Origin of the sequence: Desulfosarcina alkanivorans (assembly GCF_009688945.1) — a bacterium.
Taxonomy (GTDB): domain Bacteria; phylum Desulfobacterota; class Desulfobacteria; order Desulfobacterales; family Desulfosarcinaceae; genus Desulfosarcina; species Desulfosarcina alkanivorans.
In genome coordinates this window covers 2,217,866-2,241,678 of sequence record NZ_AP021874.1, presented here as the reverse complement: position 1 = coordinate 2,241,678, position 23,813 = coordinate 2,217,866, and the positions used below count along the sequence as shown (strand labels likewise).

Below are 23,813 nucleotides of genomic sequence, written 5' to 3'. Positions count from 1 at the left end.
TAGGATATCAAATGGTACAAAAAGACAATTATCAAAAGAATAAGATTCTGATAATCGGAATCGACGGTGGAACGCTTGATATTATACTTCCAATGATAAAAAAAAATAAATTGCCAACTTTTGAAAAGCTTATCAAGAATGGTAGTTATGGTAAACTTTTATCTACTGTACCGCCAGTTACGGCACCTGCTTGGACCTCTTTTATAACGGGAACAAACCCGGGCAGGCATGGCATTTTTTATTTTTTTAATAAGGATGATGAAAATTCCAAAAAAAGAATAGTCAGCTTTAATAACATTAAAACCAAACCATTTTGGAGGAATTTGAATGATAATGGCTTTAAAGTAGGATTGGTTAATATACCTATTACTTACCCTCCTGATCGAGTTGACGGATTTATCATATCAGGTATGCTGGTTCCACCTGAAGCAACTGATTATGTTTATCCCAATAGCCTTTTTTCAAAACTTAAAGAATATAAAGTCGATTTGGATGGATTGATGGAGCAGAATGAATGGAGAGCAGGTACACTGGTAAAAAGAAACAGGGACGAGTTCATTAAAAATGTATTCAGGCTTACTCAATCAAGGGCAGAAAATACGCTCAAACTTATGAAAGAGATGGAATGGGACTTTTTTATGGTCGTATTTACGGGGTCAGATCGAATTTCACATTTTTTCTGGGAAGATCCTTCAGGGCGAAATGAATTTTCTACTATTATTGAAGATTACTACACTATGTTAGATACTTTAATAGCCAGATTGATAAAAGAAACTGGAGAAGAAACAATTAAATTATTGATGTCAGATCATGGGTTTGGATCATCACCTAAACGTATACTTAATCTTTATGTACTCTCAAAACTGTTTCAATTGAATTTGACCAGTCTGAAATTTTGGAAAAAGTACCTGACAAATAGAATTTTATCGAAAATAATAAAAAATGAAAAATTAGATTCTATTGAATTTTTAGAAAATGATAAGAATATAATTAGTTATCATCCTATATATGCTAACTTTTTCGGTATTGGTTTTAATAATAAAGCAGAAAACCATACTGAAAAAAATCTGTTGATAGAAATTAAGAATAGAATCACTGAAAAACTTTTAGAAATTAAAGATCCAAAAACAGGAAAAAAACTTGTACAGCAGGTTTTTCCCCGAGAAACGATTTATTCAGGACCCTTAACAGATAGCGCGCCGGATCTGATCGTTCAACTCGATTATGACTATATTGTAAAATTTCATCCGGCGCGTAGGAAGTTGACTTATGATATTCGGGATCGGAAAAAAACAGGAGAACATAGAGTTGAAGGCCTTTTAATAGCAAACGGTCCGCACATAATAAAGAAAAAACTTAACAGTAATATATCTATTCAGGACGTCACGCCAACTATTTTATATCTAATGAACTGCCCCATTCCGAGAAGATACGATGGTCGACTGATTGAAGAATTGTTCAGTAAATACCATATTAAACAAAACAAACCTATTTATGAAGAAGATGGATTCAATGAGTTTTTGCAAAACGATGAAACCGAAATTGATGATTTTGAAGAATCAAAAAAACTTTTGGAAAACCTTGGTTATTTGTAACACAAATCTAATAGATTACATATGACTGTAGCACATCCCAGAGAAAAACGGATCAACGGTGATTCTGGAACAATTTTAAAGATTGCCAAGAATTCATTTTTCGGTCTTGGAGGAAATGTGGTTACCGTTCTGTTACGGTTGGCCATCAGCATAATAATCGTTCGATCATTCGGTGCAGATATTTACGGAACCTATATTCTTTCCATGACGATTCTTGAGGTTACCCGAATGATGGCACTCATTGGTATGGAGAATTCCGTTGTTAAATTTGTTGCAGAATTTAAAGCGCTTGATGATATTCCTCGCTTAAAAGGATTTATCTATTCAAGTATGGGAATATCATTTATATTCAGTATCTTGCTCAGCCTGTCATTGTTTTTATTTAGTTCTCTGATTGTTGAAAAAGTGTTTCCGATTGGAGGAAACGTCGTGATGATTAAAATTATGGCTGCCTCAATACCAGTTTCCGTGGTCGGGCGGCTTTGCCTATCCTCTCTTCAGGGAATGAAACATGTAAAGTATAAAATATTTGTATTTAAAATTCTGATTCCGACTGCTCGGCTTGCGATGGTTATCGTGACCATTCATGCAGGGTATTTGATGGCCGGAATAGCATGGTCCTACGTGTTGTCGGAAGTCGCAGGATTAATATACAGCATCTATGTTTTAGTAAAAAATATGCCGGAAATTATTCAAAAGACATATACTGTTTTCGAGGTAAGGAAACTGGTTTCTTTTTCAACCCCCATGCTTTTCTCTGGCCTTTTTAATACAATTATCGGCAAAGCAGACGTGCTGCTCTTGGCTCACTATCTGCCGGCATCTATGGTTGGTATTTATGGACTCGCCCAGCGGCTGACCCCCTTCATCGCATTCCCCCTAGATTCATTTAATAGAATATTTGCGCCAATTATTGCTGATCTGTTTGCCCGAAGAAAAAATATTGAATTGGGTATTCAGTTTAAGATGGTAACAAAATGGATCCTTACCGCAAGCCTTCCTATTTTTTGTTTGTTGACATATTTCTCAAAAGAAATCTTAGCCATAATGGGGCCTAATTTTATATTTGGATCTCAGGCAATGATAATACTTTGCGTCAGCCAGTTGGCAAATTCGGCGACCGGTTCTGTCGGATATATGCTGGTCATGACCGGGCGACCAAAAGCGAATTTGTGGAATTCTGGCATCATGTGTATCATTAACATTATTCTCAATATTCTACTCATCCCTTCTTTTGGTATTGTCGGAGCTGCATTTGCCACGGCCTTTGCAGTAATTGCAGTTCAACTGTTACGCTTGGGGGAGGTATGGTATTTCCTAAAAATGCATCCTTACCGCAATGATATTTGGAAGCCTGTATTAAGCTGTTTGGTATCTTTTTTAGTCATCCACAGTTCAGATCTAATTTTTGTCGATATTAATGAAATTGCAAGGATTATGATGTTTTCTATTGTTTTTTTGGCGAGTTACACTGGATTACTTTTTCTTTTCAAATTATCTTACGAGGACCGTGTAACGTTGTACGCAATAAAGAAAAAATTACTTCATCAGAAACGATGAAGTTAAAAACCCAATATCTCAAAATTGTATACGTAATTATTTACAAAAAACCTCAGCGATACACACTAAAAAGAGATTTCTACTGTTGAAAGAAGATCGTACAGGGCATGCTTATCTGCTGCATCAAAAAAACATCGTTGTGGTGTTTTTGGGCGTAGCTGTTGGTACGATTATTATAATGGCTTCCAACATGGACCCCAAATGGGGATTTGCTCTAATTTTCGGGGTGATCGGGTTTTTTTCTTATTTTATATTTTTTTCCAATTCCAGGCGATTTTTTTTGTTTTTTGCTACGTTCTTACTTTCGATTCGACTTGATTTTTATTTTTTTTATAAAGAGACCTCCTATGTACAATTGCAGGGGTTCCCCATATCCCTATTTGATTTGATATTCTTGTTTTTATTGAACCAGTGGCTTATTCAACTGATAATTCTTAAAAAAAGACTCCGGTTTTATCCCTCGATTTCCCTTCCTATGTTGTTGTTTATTTTTTTTTCGGGGCTATCCGTATTAAAAGCCGATGATAAACTTTTAAGCCTCAGCATGCTTGCTCTAACGGTTAAAGGATACCTTGTATTTCTTTATTTTTCCAATAATATTAGAAAGAAAGAAGAAATTATCTGGGTTGTCGTGGCGTTGTCAACCTGTATGGTCATTCAAAGTATCGTTGGCTTTATGCAGTACATGACAGGCGGCACACTTGGTCTGGGACAGCTATTCGGAGAATTTGACAGTTCATTTAAAGAAGGATGGGCCGGAAGCAAAGGGATTTCAAGAGTAGGAGGACTTATCGGCACCCCTAATGGCCTTGCCATGTATTTAAATTCCTTCATACCGGTTTTGCTTTGTTTTCTTTTTACAGACCAAGGGAGAAGGTTTCGAACCGTCATCGGTTTGGTCATGCTCATGGGTATGTTAGCCCAACTACTTACGTTTTCAAGGGGGGGGTGGGTAGCCTTTTGTATCGGTATGCTTATTACCCTTTGTGGATTGTTCTGGATAAGATTTGGCGGCAGCATTAAAGCGCTGGTGATTGGCGGGACGTCATTTGTTGTCGTCCTGGTTTTGGTTTTCAGCCTTTCAGGAAGCGTAAGAAACAGGTTGATCGAAGATGATTATGGGTCGGCTTACAGCCGAATTCCCATGATGATGGTGGCCGTCAATATCATTAAAGACAAACCGGTAACCGGTGTCGGATTGAATAACTATACTGTTGAAATGCATCAATATGACTTTTCAAGAAGAAATATATCCTACACCTTTCCATTTCCGGTTCACAATGCATACTTAATAATTGCCGCAGAATCAGGGATTTTCGCCCTTCTATCTTTTATATGGGTCCTGCTGGCTGCCTCAAAAAAATCACTTCTATTTCTAAAATCAGGGGATAAATTGCCTGCCCTTATCGGACTTGGATTTTCAGGGGGGATCGTATCTTGGTGTGTTCATGTGTTGGTAAAAATCGATTACATCGGGCTAAACAACAACCTGTGGTTTACCTTGGGGATAATAGTCGCTTTGCATTGTATTCTGTCTGAGGATATGACCGTTTTAAAAAATAAAAATCAGTAGCGTGAGAATTATAGCCTGTATAATTAAGAATTTCAGTAAAAAAGGTAAAAACATTAAAGCTTATGGAATTACAAACAATTCTAAAAAACAACTACAAAAGACTTAATGGCTACGTTGAGAAGAATGGTGCTATCAAAACCCTACGCTGGATTATGTCTGGAAGTCTCGAATTAATGTTTAACTTTTTCTACATGCACCGAGAATTAGGTATTTGGACATTCCCGCTGGATAAAATGCAATTTCACAATAGATATGAGGTGTCCGAGTATCACTGCCATTATTTGAAAGAAGACGATTTCCCCGAAATTGAGCGCAGATTTGGAAAAATCATTCTCGATCGTTTCAAAATCAGGCTGAATCACTCCCTTGGATATTTAATATCAAACCAGAAAGGAGTTATTGGCTACGCTTGGTCAAGCACAAATATGATAGAAAATGAAGGTAGCGCGCCTTTTTTTTACAATGTAAATCCCCGGGATGGTTATGTTTTATTATATGACGCCTTTATTCGCCCAGAAAATAGGGCCCGCGGAGCACACTCAGTCCTGTTGGACTATAGATTTTCCGAACTTAAAAACGCAGGATATAAAAAAGCTTTTGGTTTTATCGAAGGGAATAATATAGGATCCATAAGAGCACATGAAAAAATGGGTTGTTTTCATGTAGGGACCGTCTGTTTTAAAAAATTCCTTTGGTATACGGTAATTAAAAATGAATCAGATTTCAACAAGGTTTGTAAGCCTAAACAATAGGAATTTATCACATTGGGACGGCTGTAAATAGCCTATCCAGAAACAGGACAATCTGATCGAGATTGAGGAGCGCGAAAAACTTTAACACAGGCATCAAATAGATAGTCCAGAGAAAAAATATTAACGCAACATAGATATAAAGCAAATAAACCGCTTCTGGATCCGTACCAAATTGGACTTGCGAAATATAAACAATTACATCCTAATGAAAAAGATTGTCAAACCAATTTTTTTTTATGGAGGATTTAATAGAGTCAAAGGGGCATTGCGCTGGAACCGAACTGAGAGGCGGCTATATATTTTAATGTACCATCGTGTCGACCATCGATCGTATCCCCTTTTTGAGGATGTTGTCCATCCAAAGGATTTTGAAAGGCAGGTGCGTTTCCTGAAAAAAAAATTCCGGATTGTCGATATCAGCCGGTTAGATCAATCAGAATACTTTCAAGCCAATAATAAAGACTGCATTGCTCTGACATTTGATGACGGATACCGTGATGTGTACAGCCAAGCATTTCCGATATTGAAAAAGTATAATGTTCCGGCTACCGTATTTCTGGCCACAGGTTACATAAATACACTTCGGCTTTTGTGGTATGATCGATTGTCATGGATTCTCTACAAAACGATTTCCATCCCTGATATAAAAAAACTAGCCAAATATGAAATCCATCCAAAAATTGCACATGATGTTTGCTCTTTTTTTTCCGAAAAACCTTCTAACAGCCTCAATATCTTGCGGCGAATTGCTGCTCAACTGAAAAAATTTAAAACAAAGGAACAAAACTTCATATTAGAAAGTTTAGCAAATGCTTGTAATATTGAAGAATGGCCAGGAAGCAACGAGCGCACCATGCTTTCATGGGAAGAAGTTTCTCAAATGGCCATGCATGGCGTATCGTTTGGCGGGCATACGGTGTCCCACCCTAATTTGAATACAATGGAACATACCGATATCAGAAATGAAATAATCACGTCAAAACTGGAAATTGAGGCGCAGACGCAAAAACCAGTAACTGTGTTTGCGTACCCTTATGGCGGGAAAGAGTATTATAATGAAAATGTTGTTCGCCTTGTTAAGGAGGCGGGATATAAATATGCCTGCACAACCAATGTCGGCTTTGAGACGTTTCCCATAAAAAGGCCTTTGACTATGAAAAGAAAGGGAGCTCCAAACAGTCCCTACCTGTTTTTTTAACCGTATATGCTATGAATCGCCCAATAAATGTGTGCCATTTATTGCCAACCGCAGGTGTCGGCGGCGCTGAAAAATTTGTGCTGTCACTATGCCGGTCCCATGACCCAATGCGCATCAAGGTCGTCGTTGGTGTGCTTTTGTCAGACGATATTGTTTCCAGAAAGATTGCAAGCGAAGGTTTTGAGTGTGTGATTTTCGGAATGAAAAATGGGTTTGATGTATTCCGGGCTTTAAAATTGACACTATTTTTACGCAAAAGAAAAATCGATATCGTCAATATTCATGGTCAGAATCCTCTGGGAATTTTCTGTTCGATTTTAGCCTGCCCCCCTGTAATTGTAAACACTGACCATGGAACAACTCTCGGTTCACCGGTAAAACGCAAAAACAGAGTGGTATTCACAAACCGTTTCTTACTTCCGTTTGTAGACCACTCTATTGCCATATCCAAAGGGATGGAGAAAAGCCTGTTGATTCGAGAGAAAATAGATAAAAAGAAAATAACTCTGGTTTACAATGGTATCGATGTCGATGCTATAAAAAACACTTTAATCGATATTCGGAAATTGAAAATTACATTGAAAATTCCACCAACCCTTCCAGTGATCGGAACGGTGGGTAGACTTGCTCCGGAAAAGCAATACCCAGTGCTGCTGGAGTGCCTTGCTTTTTTAAAAAACCAGGGCAGAATTTTTATCGCCCTAATTATTGGGGAGGGGCCTTTGAGGCCACTTTTAGAGGCACAAATTGATCAGATGGGACTAAGGGATTGTGTCCGGCTTTTAGGACTGCGATCCGATGTATATCAATTGATGAAGCTGATAGACATATTCACGCTTGCAAGCGGTGGAGAGGCCTTTTCAATTACATTGCTCGAGGCTATGGCCAGTGCAAAACCCGTTGTGGCATTTGATGTCGAAGGCATCAATGAAGCCGTTGTCAATGAAGCAACCGGCTTTTTGATACCACCAGGAGATACAGTGGGGTTTTCCAAAAAACTGGCTGATTTGATTGATTCGCCTGAGTTGAGGACCCAGATGGGACAATATGGATTTCAAAGGGTGGAAAAAAAATTTAATATTACTGAAAAAATGAAAGATCTGGAGGCCATTTATGATAAGCTTTTGCAAAATAAGGCGACTGACTGTCGGTAGGTTAGAATTTAGTCGATCAAATCGAGACTAATCCAAATCAAGAGCAGGCGCATCATTTAATTGCTCACCACATGTCACCGCATGACAGCATCCACCAACTCGTGTTCTGAATTTTTCGAGCCGGAATGCTGCCCGGAATGAGTGTGCCAAAAAAATAACTGTCCTGTTTAGGAAGATGATAAAATCCTTTACCACGAAAATAGTTTTCCAATATAGGTGATGAAAAACATCGTACAACATGACAACCTCTTTCAATTGCCAAATAAACGGCACTATCAATAAGCGTCTTGATGCATTCGGAATCCCTTGGATCTGCCACTAACTCCATGATGATCGCTTCTTTGAATCCACTTTCTGTTCTTTTTTTATTAAACGCCATTACCATAAAAGCGGATAGTAATTCGGCTTGATAGATTCCGTAGATACGGTGACTATGGTGAGGATTTCCCCTATACCGCCATTTAAGGTACTGGCGGGTGCGTGTGACAGAAATTGGGAAACAAGGCTCCAAGGCTTTCCACAATTTGTCAAATTCCGGTCCTATTTCAAGAATATCTTTGATTTGGTGATTTCTACGATCATAGTGCTTCCAACTGCATAAGTCTTTCAGCACCCAACGGGAAAATTGGCCTAATGGATGAGAGATCCGAGGAATCATTTTTTGGAAATATGGCTGAAGATCCAAATAGCGGGTCCGTTTTTTGGCCCCTTCCATTTTGAACCAGTTGGTTTTGTTTTCTAAAAGATAGGCTGCGCCTGCGGTAGCCCCAATGGACATTATAATTACATGCTGTTGGGTAAGAAATTGGTATATCTGCCGGGCAATACCCCGTCCCTGGAAATCCGGATGGACCATGAGATCGGTTCCCCAACAAAAAGAGACGGGATGCCCTTCAATTTGAAAAGGAACCGGCAACAACCCTGCGGACCCTGCTATTTGGCCGTGGCTTGTGGCCACGTAGATCATTGGGTGGTCAATGGGCTGGAAGGGATTATTCTCAAATTTCCATTTCCAGAGAGCAGGTGGATAGTTCTTGTTGAAGGCCGCCTTAAAGGTTTTTAAAACAGAACTTTTATCATCCGAATGATATCTACGTATTTTTAAAGTTCGGTTCAACCCTGCTCACTTTTAGTTTAAGTTGCCTTTTTCTATAGGATCAGGAAAAGCTAAATTTTTACCAATCGTACGAGCACGAAGGGTGCTTTGGCTCGACCTGAAACCGAATATATTACCATATTTCTTCTTGTTTAATTGTTCTACGAAGGCTTGTACCTTGGTTAACATATTTGCGGGACGTCTGCTTTTATCAAGGCAATCTCCTTCCAAAAATAAAACCGGGTAATCACTAATACGAAGCTGATGCTGGACGGTTTCACTGGCGAGGGGGCAATGCGCGAAAAAATGAACAAAAAAAATGATTCCGTCAACCCTGTATTTTTCTGCCATTTCGGTCAAGTATGATATCCTGCTATTAATATGGTTGATCGGCTGGACAATCCTTCTGGCGATGCTTTCAAAAGGACGTTTGGGAACCATCTTCGGCCAGTGGATGTGGTTTAACTCTTCTGCAACAATTGCACAATTTAACTCAACTTCAATAAAATGAAATAATCCAGGATCCGTATAGTCCCATAAGTAAACCCATAGGATTCTGTGTTTTTCTTTGCTCCTGGAGACGGTTATTCTTCTTTTGCCGGATATGTTTTTTGCACGTTCTGCAATTTCCTCATAATAGGATCTGGTGATGTCAACGAATTCCCTGCATCCCCATGCCGAAGAATAGAGAACGCATCGTTTTAAAAGTTCGGAGCCTGCTGCCAGCATGTCGTTTTTTGCGCGCAGTTTCTCAGTCAGAACGTGGTAATATCTCGCCTGGTTCACATTTTCTATTATCGTTCGGAGTTTGTCAGGATCATGTTTGACTTTGATCGTATCTTCAACCTTTGCAACTGCGTCCTTTAGCTGGTCTGCAACAAATTTCAAGTTTAAATCATTTTCATAATTAAATGCCGGTAGATCAATCGAACAGACCTGTTTTTGCTTATCGATACCGAATCGTTCATGGGCTATGTCGATAAGCCTGATCATATGCTGGCGGTAGTAATCACAACTGCCGCTTGTATGAAAAATGAAATCCGGTGCAGGCGTTCGATCAAGCCGTCCTAAAATCGCAGATAATATAGTGCAGTTCGCACGATCAACCCCCTCAGTCCTTGCCGCCGACAAAAGATTGTCGTGTGCGTTTTTATGATCCACAGCAGCTAAAACGGGCAGGGCAACAGGGATCATGTCGAAGAGATAGCAGATTTCACTTGGGAAAAGTGTGCCACACCAGGCTATTTGGGGTCTCGATTCCCCTTGTAATTTGGACAGGGCAATTTGTTTTTTAAGTAAATTTTTCCGTTTAATAGAACTTTTTAGCGGTACGGGGTGGTGTGTGGTGTCTGTTTTTTGCCCCCTGGATAATTTAATATATTCTTTTGCCAACAATGCTGCACCAAGTGCCCCCATCAGGTGAGACACAGGCTTTTTATGCCCATTATCGTCGCAATAGGTTTTTATTTCAGGGACTATAAGAATCGTCATAGCGTCATGGGGTAGCGACCGGCCTTTCTTTAACAGATAGTCTAATGCCATCTTCACTCCGGAATTAAAAGAAACACCGCCTTGGAAGGAGATCTGGCCGTCATAGTCCCGTAAGTGGTTAATCACCGAATTATAAATCTGACGAGCCTGGGCCCAACAGATAGCCGCCACCCGCTCTTCCAGGGTTAAAATGCTTTTTTTCTTAACATAGGACGTTTTGGTGAATACGGTGCAGACAGATGAAAAATGATCGATATTTAATGGGGCATCAGAGGAAAGTGATTCTATGTAACGTTTAATGTACTTAGCGCCGATTTCCCCAAATTTGGAAACACTTATCTTTTCCACCCTGGATATTTCATCAAGATAGGTTCCTGTTCCTGCTGAACATAATCCACTCATATTAAAGTCTAAAGGGCTTGACAGGCGCATCACTTTAGAATCCTGGCCACCGACATCAATGATTGCCTCAATGTTGTCGGTGTTGGAAGCATATTGCATTCCCCTTGCATGCGCGCTAACCTCACTAACCAGAAGATCTAAATGAATTGGGAGCGGTGTTTTCTTTTTAATTTGACTGCCCGTTCCACAGCACCCTTTTATTTCAATGTCAAAATGATCGTGGCACGATGAAATAAAGGTTTTAATTTTGGTTGCGATGAAGGATGCGCCACATGGGTCCGCGCACATTTCACAGCATTGGTCACATGAATTGCGGTGCCTATATGAGTTGCCGGTTTCTGGTGATGCCAGATGATATGCGGATTCGATAACATTGCCATGGCTATCGATCAGTACTAAATCAATACTGGCCGATCCAGCGTCAAGCCCTAAATAAGCATCGCTTTTATCGTACAACTGGCCCCCTTTCCCAACGAAATTTTCCATAAAATTTCAGGATCCGAATGAATGCTTCTGTTCTGAAACGGTTTTGGACATGGGTCGAAAAAAATGTCTACAGAAAGGCACATCCCCATTTCTGGTTTTTTCTGAGTTGCAAAAAATTGTCCTCGTTACCATTACTGCTATCTGAATAAATACGTTATTCACAGGGGGGTCACTTTCTATGCGGAAGAAAAAGAAGCTGGTATCTGTCGAAAAGCACTGGATTTGTGTCATATTCAATATAATTTCTATGATTTTTTCTATGTTTACCACATGCGTTCATGGTGTTGGCACAAATATAGCAAAGTTGATCCTACAAACTACAACCTTGAGGTCAGCCATAATGAAGAAGATGTTTTTATTAAAAGAACTACTAAAAGTACCTGTAATTATTCTAAGTTTAAGCTTTTTTACACAGAGCGGTCTTGCAGGCCAATATTCTTCTCTGGGCCAAAACCACAATCTGCACAATTTCAGAACATCCGTGAGCGCAACCAAACATGCATATGCAATGGGTTACGCTTTTGTTTCGGAAGCAAAAATCGAAGATTCTCTTTATGAAAATATAAAACTAATCAAAAACTATAACGTAAGGGGAGCTCCTTTTAGAATATATAAAGAAAAAGCAACTGGCGTTTTATACATTTCGTATCGATGGTTCGAAGGGTCGACTTTGAATCCGCTAGCGGCTTTGCATGGAATTGAGAGAACAAACAAACGCTTCTACAAGATTGAGGAGCCAGATTTTGAGATTATCACGTCCTATGCGGCTGCCATTGGTGACCTAAGCGGATTGACCCACCATAATCTTACGATGGAAGATATAGAATCCAAATTTGATACATATTGGCCACTTGAGGATGATCGTTGGTTCGCATGCAATTTGACCGCTAATTGGAAAAGCAGAAAAGTTGTTCGGCAAATCGTATCGATCGTAATAGACAGTTTCCCTTGGGAAACCCACCAGGGGCTATTTATAGATGACTTCGTATATAACACAACAGCCCAGATATATAATGATAATTACGGTGGAGAAGGGACATATGCGAGTTGGAGTGACGGTCAGCTTGATTTAGTTTCAACGATTACAAAATACGCACGTAATACCGACTTTACCGGGCAGCAAGAACCCACCGCCATCTTTGCCAATATCTGGAATCCGACCCAGTCTTCAGTCTTGAAAACCAAGTCGGTATGGTACGCCGATAATACTTTGAGATTAGACCACTATTATTATGAGAAAGGCGGTTTTCAATCACAGGCGCCAAATGGAGTGGTACCCGGAACGAACGAACCCGCCTATGTTGATCCGATGAACCCCACCGGAGCATACATACCGGCCAACAAAATTTCACTGGACGATGTATATGCCTTCAATAATACCCTTTCTGACAGAAAAGATAATTATAACAAGGATCAGCACTTTGATCAACATCTGGATGCTTGCGGAACTGCCGGACTCAATGGGGCCTGGTTTGGCTGGTACGGCGAAGATGGCGTGGACCTGGAGCACCAGGAGAATCGAATTTACACGAATGACCTGCAGCTTCTTCGTGCTATTCCCAACTGGGACAATATTGCAGGGGTGGATGTGCCGGATTTTAACGCTCCTTCTTCCACAGACGAGCGACGGTGGAATGGGGAAGAATACAAGAGTATTTACAGCTTTGCGTCAGCCGATGTGATTTCTTCCCTTAATCCGTTAAACAATGAACTGTATATTGTTTTTCGTAGTTTGGATGGGACGGTACAGCTGCCTTCCGGAAAACAAATCGAAACCGCATATTTTGTCAATGAGTTGTTTGAAAAAACAAGCGAAAACGCTCTGCCGGCAATGGACATGACCAATGGCACCATTCAATTGAAAACCAATTATATAAACAGACTGCACACAGGCATTCGGATCTCCTTCAGGGTCAACGCAGCATTGAATCCGCCAAGCAACCTACTGGTCGTAGACGGCTAACGCTACGCATCCGGACCAGTGGGTGTGACGTTGGAAAATTATTGCATGGGGGGGGGAAACATCCTAAACCGCTGCTTGATGACAAGCCATAAAAAGATCGTATTTCCCAAAACATAGCGTTTCCACAATCGACGCGGTTCCATAAACAACCGGAAAAGCCATTCGAGGCCAAGTTGTTGCATTGGCTTTGGGGCTCTTTTCACCATGCCGGACACGAGTTCAAAGCTTACGCCAATACCGATGGAGATGGGCACGCCAATCTCTTGACAGTTGCTGTAGATCCATTTTTCCTGTTTCGGGGCGCCTAAGCCAACAAACAGGATATCGGGATCAAGCGTTTTAATTTTAGAATTGATCAGGCGCAATTCTTCCTGGGAATTTTCGAATCCATAAGGGGGGCAATGGGTACCGACGATCTCCAGATCAGGATTTCTGCTTTGAAGCAATCTGGCAGCAGCTTTTGCGGCGCCAGGTCGACCTCCCAGCAGGAACACCCTGAAGCCTTTTTCAGCACTGACCTGGCATAATCGCTCAAACAGGTCCGTTCCATTGACCCGACCCTGCAGGGGCGTTCCCAATAGTTTCGCTGACCATAAAAGGGGAACGCCATCAGGAACGACTAAAAAGGCCTGGCGGTAGATCTGATAAAATGCCGCGTCTTTTTGTAATAAAACGATGTGCTGCGCATTGGGCGTTACGACGTATTCGGGTTGTTTTTTTAATAATAGATGCTCAGTGATTCGCTCAACGACTTTTTCGAAGCTGCAGGTGTCGATGCCCACATCAGCAATTTTGATTCTCATTCTGCCCCTTAAGCTCCTATACGTATTATGAAAGTTCATGGTATATCTTTGACAGGCTGCCGCAGTACTTTTTGATGTCATAGGACATTACCGATGTTCGAGCGGCACTTCCGAGAGATCGTCTTAATGCCTCGTTACGGATAAGACGCTGGATAGCATCGCTGAGTTGTCCGACGTCACCCGGGGGTACCATCAACCCGTTCTCACCGGATCGAATCAGTTCCGGAATTCCCCCCACCGGCGTGACAATTACAGGCAGGCCCCATCCCATCGCTTCAAGAATTGCCATGGGTAAACCTTCATTATAGGAAGGCAGAATAAAGACGTCAATTTCTGAAAACAGATGATCCCGCGTTTCTGATGAAATCCATCCGAGTAGCTTTACGGATTGGTCAACATTTAACTTCTTAGCCAACTTGCCGGCTTGCTCAATTTCTCCATCCCCGGCAATTAGCAGTTCTGCCCGCCGGCGAATGTTCAACGACAGGTTTGCAAATGCTTTAATTAGGTCAAAGGTCCCTTTACGGCAACCAATCCGTCCGATAAATGCTAAACGAACTACTCCTCGATCCATGCGTTGAGGGACTTGAGATGGCAATTCAACGGGATTCGGCAGGACGATTACCTGATCTTCGCGAAGATTCAATGCTGCTTCATAATAATTTTTCCAGGTTTTCGAAAGAACCAGAAAGTAGTTGCACCGACGAAAAATAATGCAGGCCAGTTTTTTAACCCATTTTGGAAGCTTTGCATAAGTCGCATGAAATTCTGCACCATGAGCGTGTATTATCACGGGTTTTCGAAACGGGAAACTTGTCAGGGATAAAATCGATTTTCGAATGAGACTCCCGCCATCTGACATATGAATATGGACAATATCTGTTTTTTGGTTGAGCAGTTGCCATAACAACGCAAGCCAGGATCTTCCAAATACAGACAATCGGTGGCAGATGCTACCTTCGTCATGACTGGCGATGTGATGGACTTGAATCCCGGAGGGAATGAATTCCAAGATCAGTTTTTCAACTGTTGCGATTCCTCCATTTTGATCCAGACTTGCACCCAGCATAATTATTTTATGGCTGACCATCTGTTGGGCCTCTGTTTTTTTGTGTTCAAAACGGATGGAACTCACACCCCCAATAAAAGATGGGATTTTTATAAAAATTATAAATGTTGAACCCTAAAAGATTGGCCATCTTGCATAGAGGAAAGCCCTGCCCTGATTCGTTAAGCGAGGTCTGAGACCGCCCTTGACTTGCGCCGCCTGTCATATTTCAAAGGCAGGGCCCTTTACGACCTTGCCTTTGTCCGTGGCCAAATCGATAAGCGCTGAATACAACACCCTTAAAAAAAAGAACTAAAGCGCTGATTGAACAGGCCAACCCTTTTGTTAGGGCTCAGTGTCAGAGAGAATATGCCATCTTACGGTGTCATTCACAATGGAACCGTCGTTCAATTCCAAGTCAACGCTGAATGTATGATAACCGGGGTAAAGGTAACTGCTGGTTGAAGGACACCTTAATGTCTCGCCGCCTATGGCTAATGTCCCATCGATACAACAGCCCTCCAGAAACGCAGAGACATCACTGCCATTAAAAGTGGCTCTCATCTCGGCCACCGAACATCCTTCCCATGGTTTAATGAGGATCATCAGATCGAAGTCCTAGATGCTTCCATAGTAGCCTGACGGCGGGGAGATTTCAACCTTGGTAGAGGAGCGGTCCCGCCCGCAGGGTGTTTCAACAATCACCTCATCTATGCACCAGTCCGAACTTTCATGAGGTCCAAAGGCATCTGATCTGTCGCGATGAACGAATGCAATTTGTACACGAATTTCTGCATAGTCGTTTAAAACAATGCGTTCATGGTGCCAGTCGGTTATTATAAGAAAAATACTGTTTTTAGTGTTGTCCAACCTGACCAGGCGTCCTCTTCGCAGGGCAGCATCCGGCCCTCTCCTTGGTTATCATCATCATGTTCGGCCGCGTATGAAAACCACTGCCGAAACTGGGCTGAAATCAAGCAGGACTTGAAAGCGCTGAAAGGCGTAATCATCACAGAAGATGGCAGGCGACTTTCGATCAGAAGCCAGAGCAGGGCGTATGCAGCAAGGTCTTCCAGGCAGTTGGGGGTGCAATGCCGCCGACGATACAGGACGCGTAAGCCGCTCCTGAAATTTTAAAAGGTAGTGCCAAGAACTTTTTTGTGCCTTGTAGCACCTTGAAATGAATGGATATTTAAAAAACAACTGTCAAACTTGAGTCAAAGGCCATAATTCAGAAGTAAAAGAGAGTCTCACTTTTTTAGCAGAGATATTATACATTGAACTGTCAACTGCATGGGATGTGAGGTTGCAGACATCAGTGATATTTTTTTCGGTGCCGACTATTTGCATATGTCGGATATACCCTGTGGGGGTGATATCTTCATGTCCGGCCTTGATCTCCCTGGCACATCGTTTCCTGGCGCCCATCCCTTGAAATTGGTGGCGAAAGGCAAACGAACAATAATTGATGGCCAGTGCAATGGGCCGTTCAAGGGCGTATTGGATCAAGGTCAAGGCGGTCAGTTCGCTCTCCAGGACGGTAACCGCAGGGCCGCGGACAAATGTTTATCCCCTGTCTATTAGATGGTTGACGTTATAGGGGGTACAACGTATCTGGTGAAGGTTCAGATGGTCAACCCCGAGTCGCTCCAGATCAATCATCAATTCTTTAACCGTGGAAACATCCTCAGGAATCGCCGGAATTTCGACGGTAACCCGCGGAATCACATGTAGCGCCTGCTCCAGTGGCTCCAGGCGATAGCCATTGGCGCTCAAATCAAAACGGATTTCATCCAGTCCACCATCGCACAATGCTTTGAGTCTCTCCCGATTTGCCAAAATCCCGTTGGTATACAGCCACGTATACACTGGCCGATCTACCCGTGTCTTGAGGGCTTCCAGATAGGCGAGAAGGCGATCGAAAGTAATAAGAGGTTCCCCTCCGCTGAAACCAACCCCCTTTACATGATAACGGGATATATAATCCGCGTAATCGTGGGGATCATCGAATATAATCGTATTGGTCATGGGCTTCCCGGGATCGTTCTGAGCGGTGGGACAATAAAAACAGTTTGCATTGCAAATGCCATTGATGAAGAGGCAAGACCATCGCCCTTGGCCGCACAGAGTGCATCCTGGCGACATATGGTGGGTATAAAGTTTGGTCCGAGAATAGGCCCAATGCCCTTGGGGATTGCCCATGATACGATCCAACAACGACTTTCTCGTGAAAACAGCTTCCCCGATGTCATCGGGAAGCAGCCATTTCATCGTATCATAAACGTTTGTGTACGCTTGGTGGATGTCACGAATCATGGTGGTTATCGTGTACTATTGTCAATTACGATTAGAGAGAGCTACTTCGTCCAGATCCTGATCCCATTGCTCTTGGGTGAAGGAGTCGCTCGTGCCCTCCGAAAAGTTCCTTTCATCCGGCATCCAGTCAATGCAATCGGGAAGGCCTTCAAATCCGAAAACCGAGCAGTTACTGGCAAAGGGCTTGAATAGTGTCCCACAGATGTGGCAAATTCCATGATTCATGGCTTCCTCCTTTCGTTTCTGTATCTGTCCTTATTTCCGGTCAGTTTGAAAAACAATCCGTTTCCGTCCATGCCCTTCATCTGGGGCAGCGTCTTGAAGAAATGTGGCCGAAAGTTTTCGATAGTTGCCCATCAAGGCAACTTCCAGGCCATAAAAAAATCATTGGCTCATTTACATGAAAATGAAATAAAAAGATAGCGGTCCATGGGGGGATGCGATAGAAAGGGGACGACCCGTGACTATGGAGTCGTTATTTCTGGTGAGGGGTGGATCAATGACGTGGGCTTCATTTGCGGATGTCGGAAGAAGCGGTTTCACGACAATGAGCATGGTCGTATAAATATACAGTAGCAAATAGTAAGCTGTTGGTTTAAATGAAAAATACATAACGAATTCCTCCTTTCGTAAGAAAATTCGTTAGTGGAAGTCCAGCGTTAAGAAGACGAAAGAGAAGAGCTCAGCAATATGAATTTTCAAAGGAGTGTGAAAATATGATGAAAACCGGATTCCATTCTTAAAGTGGATAATCACTTTGGGTCAGTTGGATTAGAAAAATCCAATATAGACTATATGCATTTCTAACCGAATCTACGGAATATTACCAAAAATTCAGGACCCTGGAAATTGTGATTGGTTGAGATAATCCCAACGATACCAAAGTCCTTGTCGCAGCACCTTCTGGTCGGTGAGCACTTAAAGCAAAGAAAGGACTATTCGCCTGAGCGTCCCCAAATCTTCTGGAAGGCCATTTATAAAATCAACTATGAATAGCGAAATGAACTTGTGAGCTCATTAAAAATAAGGAAACCAACACTTCATAACCCAACAGGCATTTCAGACGATGTCAAGGAAAATCGACACAAAAATACAACCCCATATAAGTATTTCTGTTTCCGGAATATCAGTCAGTTGCTGATAATACCAAATCGTGTTCTTGAACGAGTCCAAAAAACCAGCCGGTTTATACCAGTCCGTTCCATATGGTGTCGTCGCACCTACCATGGTTATTTGCACGGATTGTCACATCTGTCCTAATTTCCAATTCATGACAATACGATCTTAGAAAGAATGGGTAACACTCCGGTAAGTAGAAAACTATTAACGGAAGGCGAGTTGGCCATGGGAACCAGTCGAAAAAAGAGACCATCATCCCCGAAAGGCTAAGCTGTAATTCAAAAAGGTAGCACCTTATAACAGAATGTGCTTGTGGAACCATTAAAACTGAACGTCATTTTTGAATATTTCGAAGGTTTTTCTGGATAGTAAAAAAATTCAGATAGTTACAAATTATTTAAAAGTCCTGTAGCTGGCGCTATGTCAAATTGCGAGGCTTAAAATTGAAGTAGGATTCTGCCATGGGATGAGAGGTGAAATCTGAAACGGGTTGACCTTTATTTAAGGCCACTACCAAAAAAAACCATTACTTTGTCACCTGCGAAGCTGATCTTGATGTGTTTTTTTTCATCACCCCCCACACAATTTTTTACGCCAATGGCTCCGTCGCATTCGTCAGCATTCCCTAATATTGAAACGACGTCATCGTAATTCATGCCTATTTTCAGCTGGTCATAGTTATCTGGAGTTAATTTACTACAGCCAGTCAGAAATAGAAGGCATGCGACGCAAATCACTAAAATCATCTTTTTCGATATATTTGCAATCATTTGATCTCCAGTTAATCCTTATTTATCAATCCCGCTGGAGTACTGCTCAAGGGGGTGTTAAGGACAGTAAATGTCAGCGCCTTTTACCCGGGATTTTACACTCTTATCTCCACCGTATTCCACGGCTACGCCGCACGGAGGTCTTCCAAAGGTAGAGGTAATCACTTCGTATCTGCCCTGGCTGCATTTTGGTGATCCAATGATCCTGTTATCACCCTTTGTCGTTGGCAACACTAGCAGAACCTCACCCTCATCTCCGCAGCTTCCTTTTATACGAAGTTGACCATTTAGGAACTCGCATTTATCAATGGTAGCCGGCCGGGATTTTTTGACAGCATTACTAAATGGTTTATCGAAAACGGGCCATTTTTGCTTATCGCTACAACCCAAAAAAAGAAAAACCAGAAATATCATAAGGTATTTATTCAAAGCATTAACCTCGAAACACCACAATAGCAGCCTCCTCAATTAACAATGAAATCGGCATCATCAAAAGCGCCACTTATAACAAACTTGAAGATTGAATTTAACGGGTAATATTCCAGTTACAAAAAATAAAGAGGCAGAGCCAATAGTGGCCCTACCTGTGGATATTTTGTCATAAAAGCCAATTGGCTAAACGAATCCGCTGAGAATAAAGTTCTGTCCCAAACTTTAACTTTTAGCCCGTTTTTTCTCTTTTTTCGTTTTCCCTTTCTCTATTTTTTCGGGCGGATACTGCTTCTTATGTTGATCATTGTAGAGGTAGGGTTTATCGGTTTCCATCTCTATCGAAACGGAATTTCCTAATCGCACCTTCAAATCTTGGGGCAATGATGCCGCAATCTGCCAACCCGAACCACTGAGGTAAAAATATAAGCCTCTGCTGGTGTCATGATATACCGAGGCAGAAGGATAATAGTGGTATTGATGCTTTGAACGATATCCATAGGCGGGCGCGTGCGCCGGTGGACCATTTTTATTTGCCTTGGCCACAGTGGGGGCAGTTCCGGTCTGCTGGCTGCCACCCCAGGAGAAACTTAAGGTTCCTGCAAGCGCATCTGATGACAATAAAAAGAAAACGGCAATGACAATGATGCCCCAAACAGTTGTATTTCGCACTTTGCCCTCCTTTTGGTTTGCGTGGATTTTATGCAAGTATAGTGCCATTGTAAAAACATGTCCATATAAATACGGTCTGTTAGGAGTTCACAAGTTTTGCCGTGCCATTAAAAATGACAAGATTTGTAAACTATCATGACAACAATTGGGTAAAGACAAGGACGGCAACCTTCATAGAGCCAATTTAGACATGGCTGACAAGTCGCAAAAACCATTCCCAAAAAATTTCGGGAAACCTTGCTGGCGAATTGTTAACGGGACAGAAATGCCTGTTAAAGGCTGCCCGTTTATTGCGAAGCAGCGGGTCTAATACACCACCGCTCTGCGGCGTTAAATCGATAAAATTCTTTTAAGGTCTTGATACCTCGCTGCTTGCGGCAGGGGAGTGCGCGTGAATGTGGAATTTTTCTCACCGGACCAAATGAATTATCCTTTCTTCAGATTAGCGGTAAATTACTTGTTTATCCATTCAAATATCACTTCTTGCCAACTTCCCATCGACTACGTCTCACCTCAAAACTGTTAGCACTGCCTATGCGGAAATTTCAACAAACTGAAACTCTTAGTTGAGAATCTCACCTTCCGATCTGGTAAATTGATTGATCTGTTTGTCACGGTCGGAGACGTCAATTTAGAAAAGCAGCATGGAAACCACCAAACCACCCTTAAGTTTTTATAACAACAACCGATATCGATTCTCAATGATTGATTTAACTTGATTTAGCTCGGCAACATATAGGATTGTGTTTAGCAGAATCATGGAGGCATAGGATTCTATGAAAATCCGATCTGTGTCATTTATTGTGACTATCATCGTTATGCTTACTACAGATGTGTTGGCAAGCGACGAAGCCAAACTTGCCCATCTTTCTGATATTGCGCAATTGCAAACCCATATGAACTACTTGTGGGTACTTTTGGCCGCTGCCCTAGTTTTCATCATGCAGGCTGGTTTTATGTGTGTGGAATCAGGTCTTGCCACGGCAAAAAACTCTATCAATGTGGCCATTAAAAATTTAGCCGACTTCGTACTGGCCTCTATTCTTTTCTGGATCGTCGGATTCGGTCTTATGTTTGGGATTTCAGACAATGGGTTTATTGGCCTTACCGATTTTGTTATGAAACTCGATGATCCCTGGAATGTGGTGTTTTTTGTATTTCAGGCCGTATTCGTGGGGACGGCGGCTACTATTGACTCAGGCGCAATCGCCGGTAGGACCAAATTTGCATCCTATCTTGTAATTTCAGCCCTGATTTCAACCCTTATTTATCCGATTTTCGGCCATTGGGCATGGGGTAGCCTGCTGCATGGGGATGCGGCCACTGGATGGCTCGAAAAATTGGGGTTTATCGATTTTGCTGGTTCCACCGTAGTCCATTCCTTAGGCGGCTGGGTAGCCTTGGCAGGATGTATTGTCGTTGGTCCCCGACATGAAAAATACAACGCAGATGGGACTGTAAACACCATCCCTCCCCATAATATGACCCTTGCCTACCTGGGCACATTTATTCTCTTTTTCGGATGGTTCGGTTTTAATTGCGGCTCCACCTTGGATGTGAGCCCAGATATCGCTGGGATCGCCATGAACACGCTTCTGGCAGCCAGCTTCGGATGCTTCTCTGCCTCTATCCTGAGTTGGCTCAATAGCCCGTACAAACGACCCGAAGGCGAAATGATCGCCAATGGCGTACTGGGGGGCCTTGTTGGTATCACCGCCGGTTGTGCAGCCGTGGAAACCGTGGGGGCTGCTGCAATCGGCACCGGAGCAGGCATTGTTGTCTATTTCGGCACCCGTTTCATCGAGCGGGTTCTTAAAATAGACGATGTTGTTGGAGCCATTGCGGTCCATGGAATGTGTGGCGCATGGGGAACCATTGCCGTTGGCTTTTTTATTACAACTGAAAACTTGGGTGAAGTTGATCGTTTGCACCAGATCTTTATTCAAGGCATTGGGGTTGCGGCCTGTTTTACATGGTCTTTCGGCACCGCTTATGTTCTGCTTAAAATTGTAGACAAATACATGGGAGGTATGCGCGTAAGTATCGAGGATGAGAAATTAGGACTCAATATTGCCGAACATGGTGCACGTTCAACTCTCATTGATATAGCTGAATCCATGCAATATGCTACAAGGAACAAGGATTTTTCAGACCGGGTCAAGGTCGAGGTAGAAATCGGTACAGAAATGGGAGATATTGCAAATTTTTTCAACCAGATGATTGACACAATCCAGTATGAGCAAGGCCGGTCCAAAAAGGCCTTGGCAAGTCTTCAAACACAGCAGGATACAGCAGACAAAGAGCTTAAGAATTTCTATACCTATCTTAAGGCCAACATCGCCAACGTAAATCAAGAGACCGAAAAAATTTCTCACCACCTGGAAGATTCCGCTGAAATGGCTCAGACCATGGTGTCCGCCGTTGGTCAGATCGTTGAAAAAAATAATGCTTTACTTGAATCGCTGTCCCATGTGGCACGAAATACAACAGAAGCAACATCCATTGTAGATAGAGCGGTTTCAACTTCTTCGAACGGTAAGTCGGTAGTGGACCGACTGGGCGCTTCGGCCAAGGAAATCGGTGATGTCGTCATGGAGATTCGGGAAATTGCAGCCCAAACCAATATCCTGGCTTTAAATGCCAATATCGAAGCGGTACGGGCTGGAGAAGCCGGAAAAGGTTTTGTAGTGGTAGCCAATAATGTCAAGGGGCTTGCTGCCAAGAGCACCGGGGCTACGGAAGATATCACCGACAGAGTGGACCAAATTCAGAGCAATTCAACAATGGCCTTAGACAGCATTACAGCAATTGCTGATTCTGTGGATCAGATGAGCCAGATCAATGACAGGATCTTCAAGACGGTGCAGGAACAGGAAGAAAGTATCAAAAATGTTAGCGAGGTAGTGGGAGCGACATCCCGATCAGCATCCATGATGATGGACCAGATCCATGAGGTCAAGGATGCTGTCAAGATGATTTCACAGAAAAACGACGATTCTTTCGAAGAGTTGGAAAACCTGTTTGAAAAAACAAAAACTTCTCTTTCTGCAACGACTTGAGTTTTATATTTTCTCGATTGTAAATGAAAGGCGGCAATTACTTTCCGCCCAAAAACTGTGTGAATATCTCTTAGGGATGCACGGATTACCAAAATTGTAAAATCGATTTTTGGAGGAAATGATTTTGCCGGGATTTTCGTTTTTTATGAGCATGAACCCATTTAGAAAGCCAGCCTTTCAAGCAATAAAATGTTTCAAGATCCCAAAATAATTACTTAAACAGATGCAATTCGGTCTCAAAAACCTTATTTTGGGGGAGATTAGTATCCATTCGAATTGTCCAAATTTAACCGCCAATGCGATAAGGATTTCTCCGTTAAGTCTTTC

General features: G+C 42.2%; 17 protein-coding genes. 8 read left to right on the top strand and 9 right to left on the bottom strand.

The annotated features are described in order from the left end of the window. The first annotated feature begins 11 nt into the window (after positions 1–11). From DSCA_RS09885 to DSCA_RS09860, 6 genes are all read left to right on the top strand, one after another. Positions 12–1,595: an alkaline phosphatase family protein gene (locus DSCA_RS09885; protein ID WP_155316278.1), complete on the top strand. Its 1,584-nt coding sequence runs from the start codon at positions 12–14 to the stop codon at positions 1,593–1,595. A gap of 21 nt (positions 1,596–1,616) precedes the next feature. Further along, positions 1,617–3,155, top strand: a complete 1,539-nt coding sequence (locus DSCA_RS09880; RefSeq protein WP_155316277.1) for a flippase — start codon at positions 1,617–1,619, stop codon at positions 3,153–3,155. A gap of 85 nt (positions 3,156–3,240) precedes the next feature. Beyond that, positions 3,241–4,728 carry an O-antigen ligase family protein gene (locus DSCA_RS09875; protein ID WP_155316276.1) on the top strand — a complete coding sequence of 496 codons (1,488 nt, stop codon included), beginning with the start codon at positions 3,241–3,243 and terminating at the stop codon, positions 4,726–4,728. Positions 4,729–4,790: 62 nt separating this feature from the next. Then, complete coding sequence (locus DSCA_RS09870; RefSeq protein ID WP_155316275.1) at positions 4,791–5,480, top strand: GNAT family N-acetyltransferase; 690 nt, start codon at positions 4,791–4,793, stop codon at positions 5,478–5,480. A 205-nt stretch (positions 5,481–5,685) separates the two neighbouring features. After that, positions 5,686–6,678 carry a polysaccharide deacetylase family protein gene (locus DSCA_RS09865; RefSeq protein WP_155316274.1) on the top strand — a complete coding sequence of 331 codons (993 nt, stop codon included), beginning with the start codon at positions 5,686–5,688 and terminating at the stop codon, positions 6,676–6,678. Between the two features lie 11 nt (positions 6,679–6,689). Next, complete coding sequence (locus DSCA_RS09860; protein WP_155316273.1) at positions 6,690–7,832, top strand: glycosyltransferase; 1,143 nt, start codon at positions 6,690–6,692, stop codon at positions 7,830–7,832. A 64-nt stretch (positions 7,833–7,896) separates the two neighbouring features. On the opposite strand, the gene DSCA_RS09855 is transcribed toward DSCA_RS09860, so the two are convergent. Both DSCA_RS09855 and DSCA_RS09850 read right to left on the bottom strand, forming a co-directional pair. Next, the gene (locus tag DSCA_RS09855) at positions 7,897–8,949 is read right to left on the bottom strand and encodes a GNAT family N-acetyltransferase (RefSeq protein ID WP_155316272.1); all 1,053 of its coding nucleotides are present in this window, start codon (positions 8,947–8,949) and stop codon (positions 7,897–7,899) included. A 12-nt stretch (positions 8,950–8,961) separates the two neighbouring features. Continuing rightward, positions 8,962–11,277 carry a 2-hydroxyacyl-CoA dehydratase gene (locus DSCA_RS09850; protein ID WP_167527691.1) on the bottom strand — a complete coding sequence of 772 codons (2,316 nt, stop codon included), beginning with the start codon at positions 11,275–11,277 and terminating at the stop codon, positions 8,962–8,964. 370 nt (positions 11,278–11,647) lie between these two features. Between DSCA_RS09850 and DSCA_RS09845 the strand changes: the two genes are divergently transcribed. After that, complete coding sequence (locus DSCA_RS09845; protein WP_155316270.1) at positions 11,648–13,270, top strand: hypothetical protein; 1,623 nt, start codon at positions 11,648–11,650, stop codon at positions 13,268–13,270. 38 nt (positions 13,271–13,308) lie between these two features. On the opposite strand, the gene DSCA_RS09840 is transcribed toward DSCA_RS09845, so the two are convergent. The 7 genes from DSCA_RS09840 to DSCA_RS09810 all read right to left on the bottom strand — a co-directional run bounded on the left by DSCA_RS09840 (position 13,309) and on the right by DSCA_RS09810 (position 20,427). Continuing rightward, entirely contained in the window at positions 13,309–14,073 is a 765-nt protein-coding gene (locus DSCA_RS09840) for a WecB/TagA/CpsF family glycosyltransferase (protein WP_155316269.1), read from the bottom strand. 25 nt (positions 14,074–14,098) lie between these two features. Continuing rightward, positions 14,099–15,163 (bottom strand): glycosyltransferase family 4 protein, encoded by a 1,065-nt coding sequence (locus tag DSCA_RS09835; RefSeq protein WP_155316268.1) that lies wholly within the window; start codon positions 15,161–15,163, stop codon positions 14,099–14,101. A gap of 576 nt (positions 15,164–15,739) precedes the next feature. Next, a complete protein-coding gene (locus tag DSCA_RS09830) occupies positions 15,740–15,991 on the bottom strand; it encodes a hypothetical protein (RefSeq protein WP_155316267.1) in 252 nt (83 codons plus the stop codon). 696 nt (positions 15,992–16,687) lie between these two features. After that, on the bottom strand, positions 16,688–17,437 hold the full coding sequence (locus DSCA_RS09825; RefSeq protein WP_155316266.1) for a radical SAM protein: 750 nt from the start codon (positions 17,435–17,437) through the stop codon (positions 16,688–16,690). A 21-nt stretch (positions 17,438–17,458) separates the two neighbouring features. Then, positions 17,459–17,662, bottom strand: coding sequence for a hypothetical protein (locus DSCA_RS09820; protein ID WP_155316265.1), 204 nt, complete (start codon positions 17,660–17,662; stop codon positions 17,459–17,461). Positions 17,663–19,053: 1,391 nt separating this feature from the next. After that, complete coding sequence (locus tag DSCA_RS09815; RefSeq protein WP_197904769.1) at positions 19,054–19,326, bottom strand: DUF3862 domain-containing protein; 273 nt, start codon at positions 19,324–19,326, stop codon at positions 19,054–19,056. Between the two features lie 654 nt (positions 19,327–19,980). Further along, complete coding sequence (locus tag DSCA_RS09810; protein ID WP_155316264.1) at positions 19,981–20,427, bottom strand: hypothetical protein; 447 nt, start codon at positions 20,425–20,427, stop codon at positions 19,981–19,983. 776 nt (positions 20,428–21,203) lie between these two features. On the opposite strand from DSCA_RS09810, the gene amt reads away from it, so the two are divergent. Beyond that, positions 21,204–23,486, top strand: a complete 2,283-nt coding sequence (gene amt, locus DSCA_RS09805; RefSeq protein WP_155316263.1) for an ammonium transporter — start codon at positions 21,204–21,206, stop codon at positions 23,484–23,486. Positions 23,487–23,813: the final 327 nt, after the last annotated feature.

Bases quoted from the DNA above. Each gene is read 5' to 3' on its own strand.
- DSCA_RS09870 (WP_155316275.1), top strand. From the start codon at position 4,791: ATGGAATTACAAACAATTCTAAAAAACAACTACAAAAGACTTAATGGC.
- amt (WP_155316263.1), top strand. From the start codon at position 21,204: ATGAAAATCCGATCTGTGTCATTTATTGTGACTATCATCGTTATGCTT.
- DSCA_RS09820 (WP_155316265.1), bottom strand. From the start codon at position 17,662: ATGAATCATGGAATTTGCCACATCTGTGGGACACTATTCAAGCCCTTT.
- DSCA_RS09865 (WP_155316274.1), top strand. From the start codon at position 5,686: ATGAAAAAGATTGTCAAACCAATTTTTTTTTATGGAGGATTTAATAGA.
- DSCA_RS09880 (WP_155316277.1), top strand. From the start codon at position 1,617: ATGACTGTAGCACATCCCAGAGAAAAACGGATCAACGGTGATTCTGGA.
- DSCA_RS09815 (WP_197904769.1), bottom strand. From the start codon at position 19,326: ATGATTGCAAATATATCGAAAAAGATGATTTTAGTGATTTGCGTCGCA.
- DSCA_RS09840 (WP_155316269.1), bottom strand. From the start codon at position 14,073: ATGAGAATCAAAATTGCTGATGTGGGCATCGACACCTGCAGCTTCGAA.
- DSCA_RS09825 (WP_155316266.1), bottom strand. From the start codon at position 17,437: ATGATTCGTGACATCCACCAAGCGTACACAAACGTTTATGATACGATG.
- DSCA_RS09835 (WP_155316268.1), bottom strand. From the start codon at position 15,163: ATGGTCAGCCATAAAATAATTATGCTGGGTGCAAGTCTGGATCAAAAT.
- DSCA_RS09860 (WP_155316273.1), top strand. From the start codon at position 6,690: ATGAATCGCCCAATAAATGTGTGCCATTTATTGCCAACCGCAGGTGTC.
- DSCA_RS09845 (WP_155316270.1), top strand. From the start codon at position 11,648: ATGAAGAAGATGTTTTTATTAAAAGAACTACTAAAAGTACCTGTAATT.
- DSCA_RS09885 (WP_155316278.1), top strand. From the start codon at position 12: ATGGTACAAAAAGACAATTATCAAAAGAATAAGATTCTGATAATCGGA.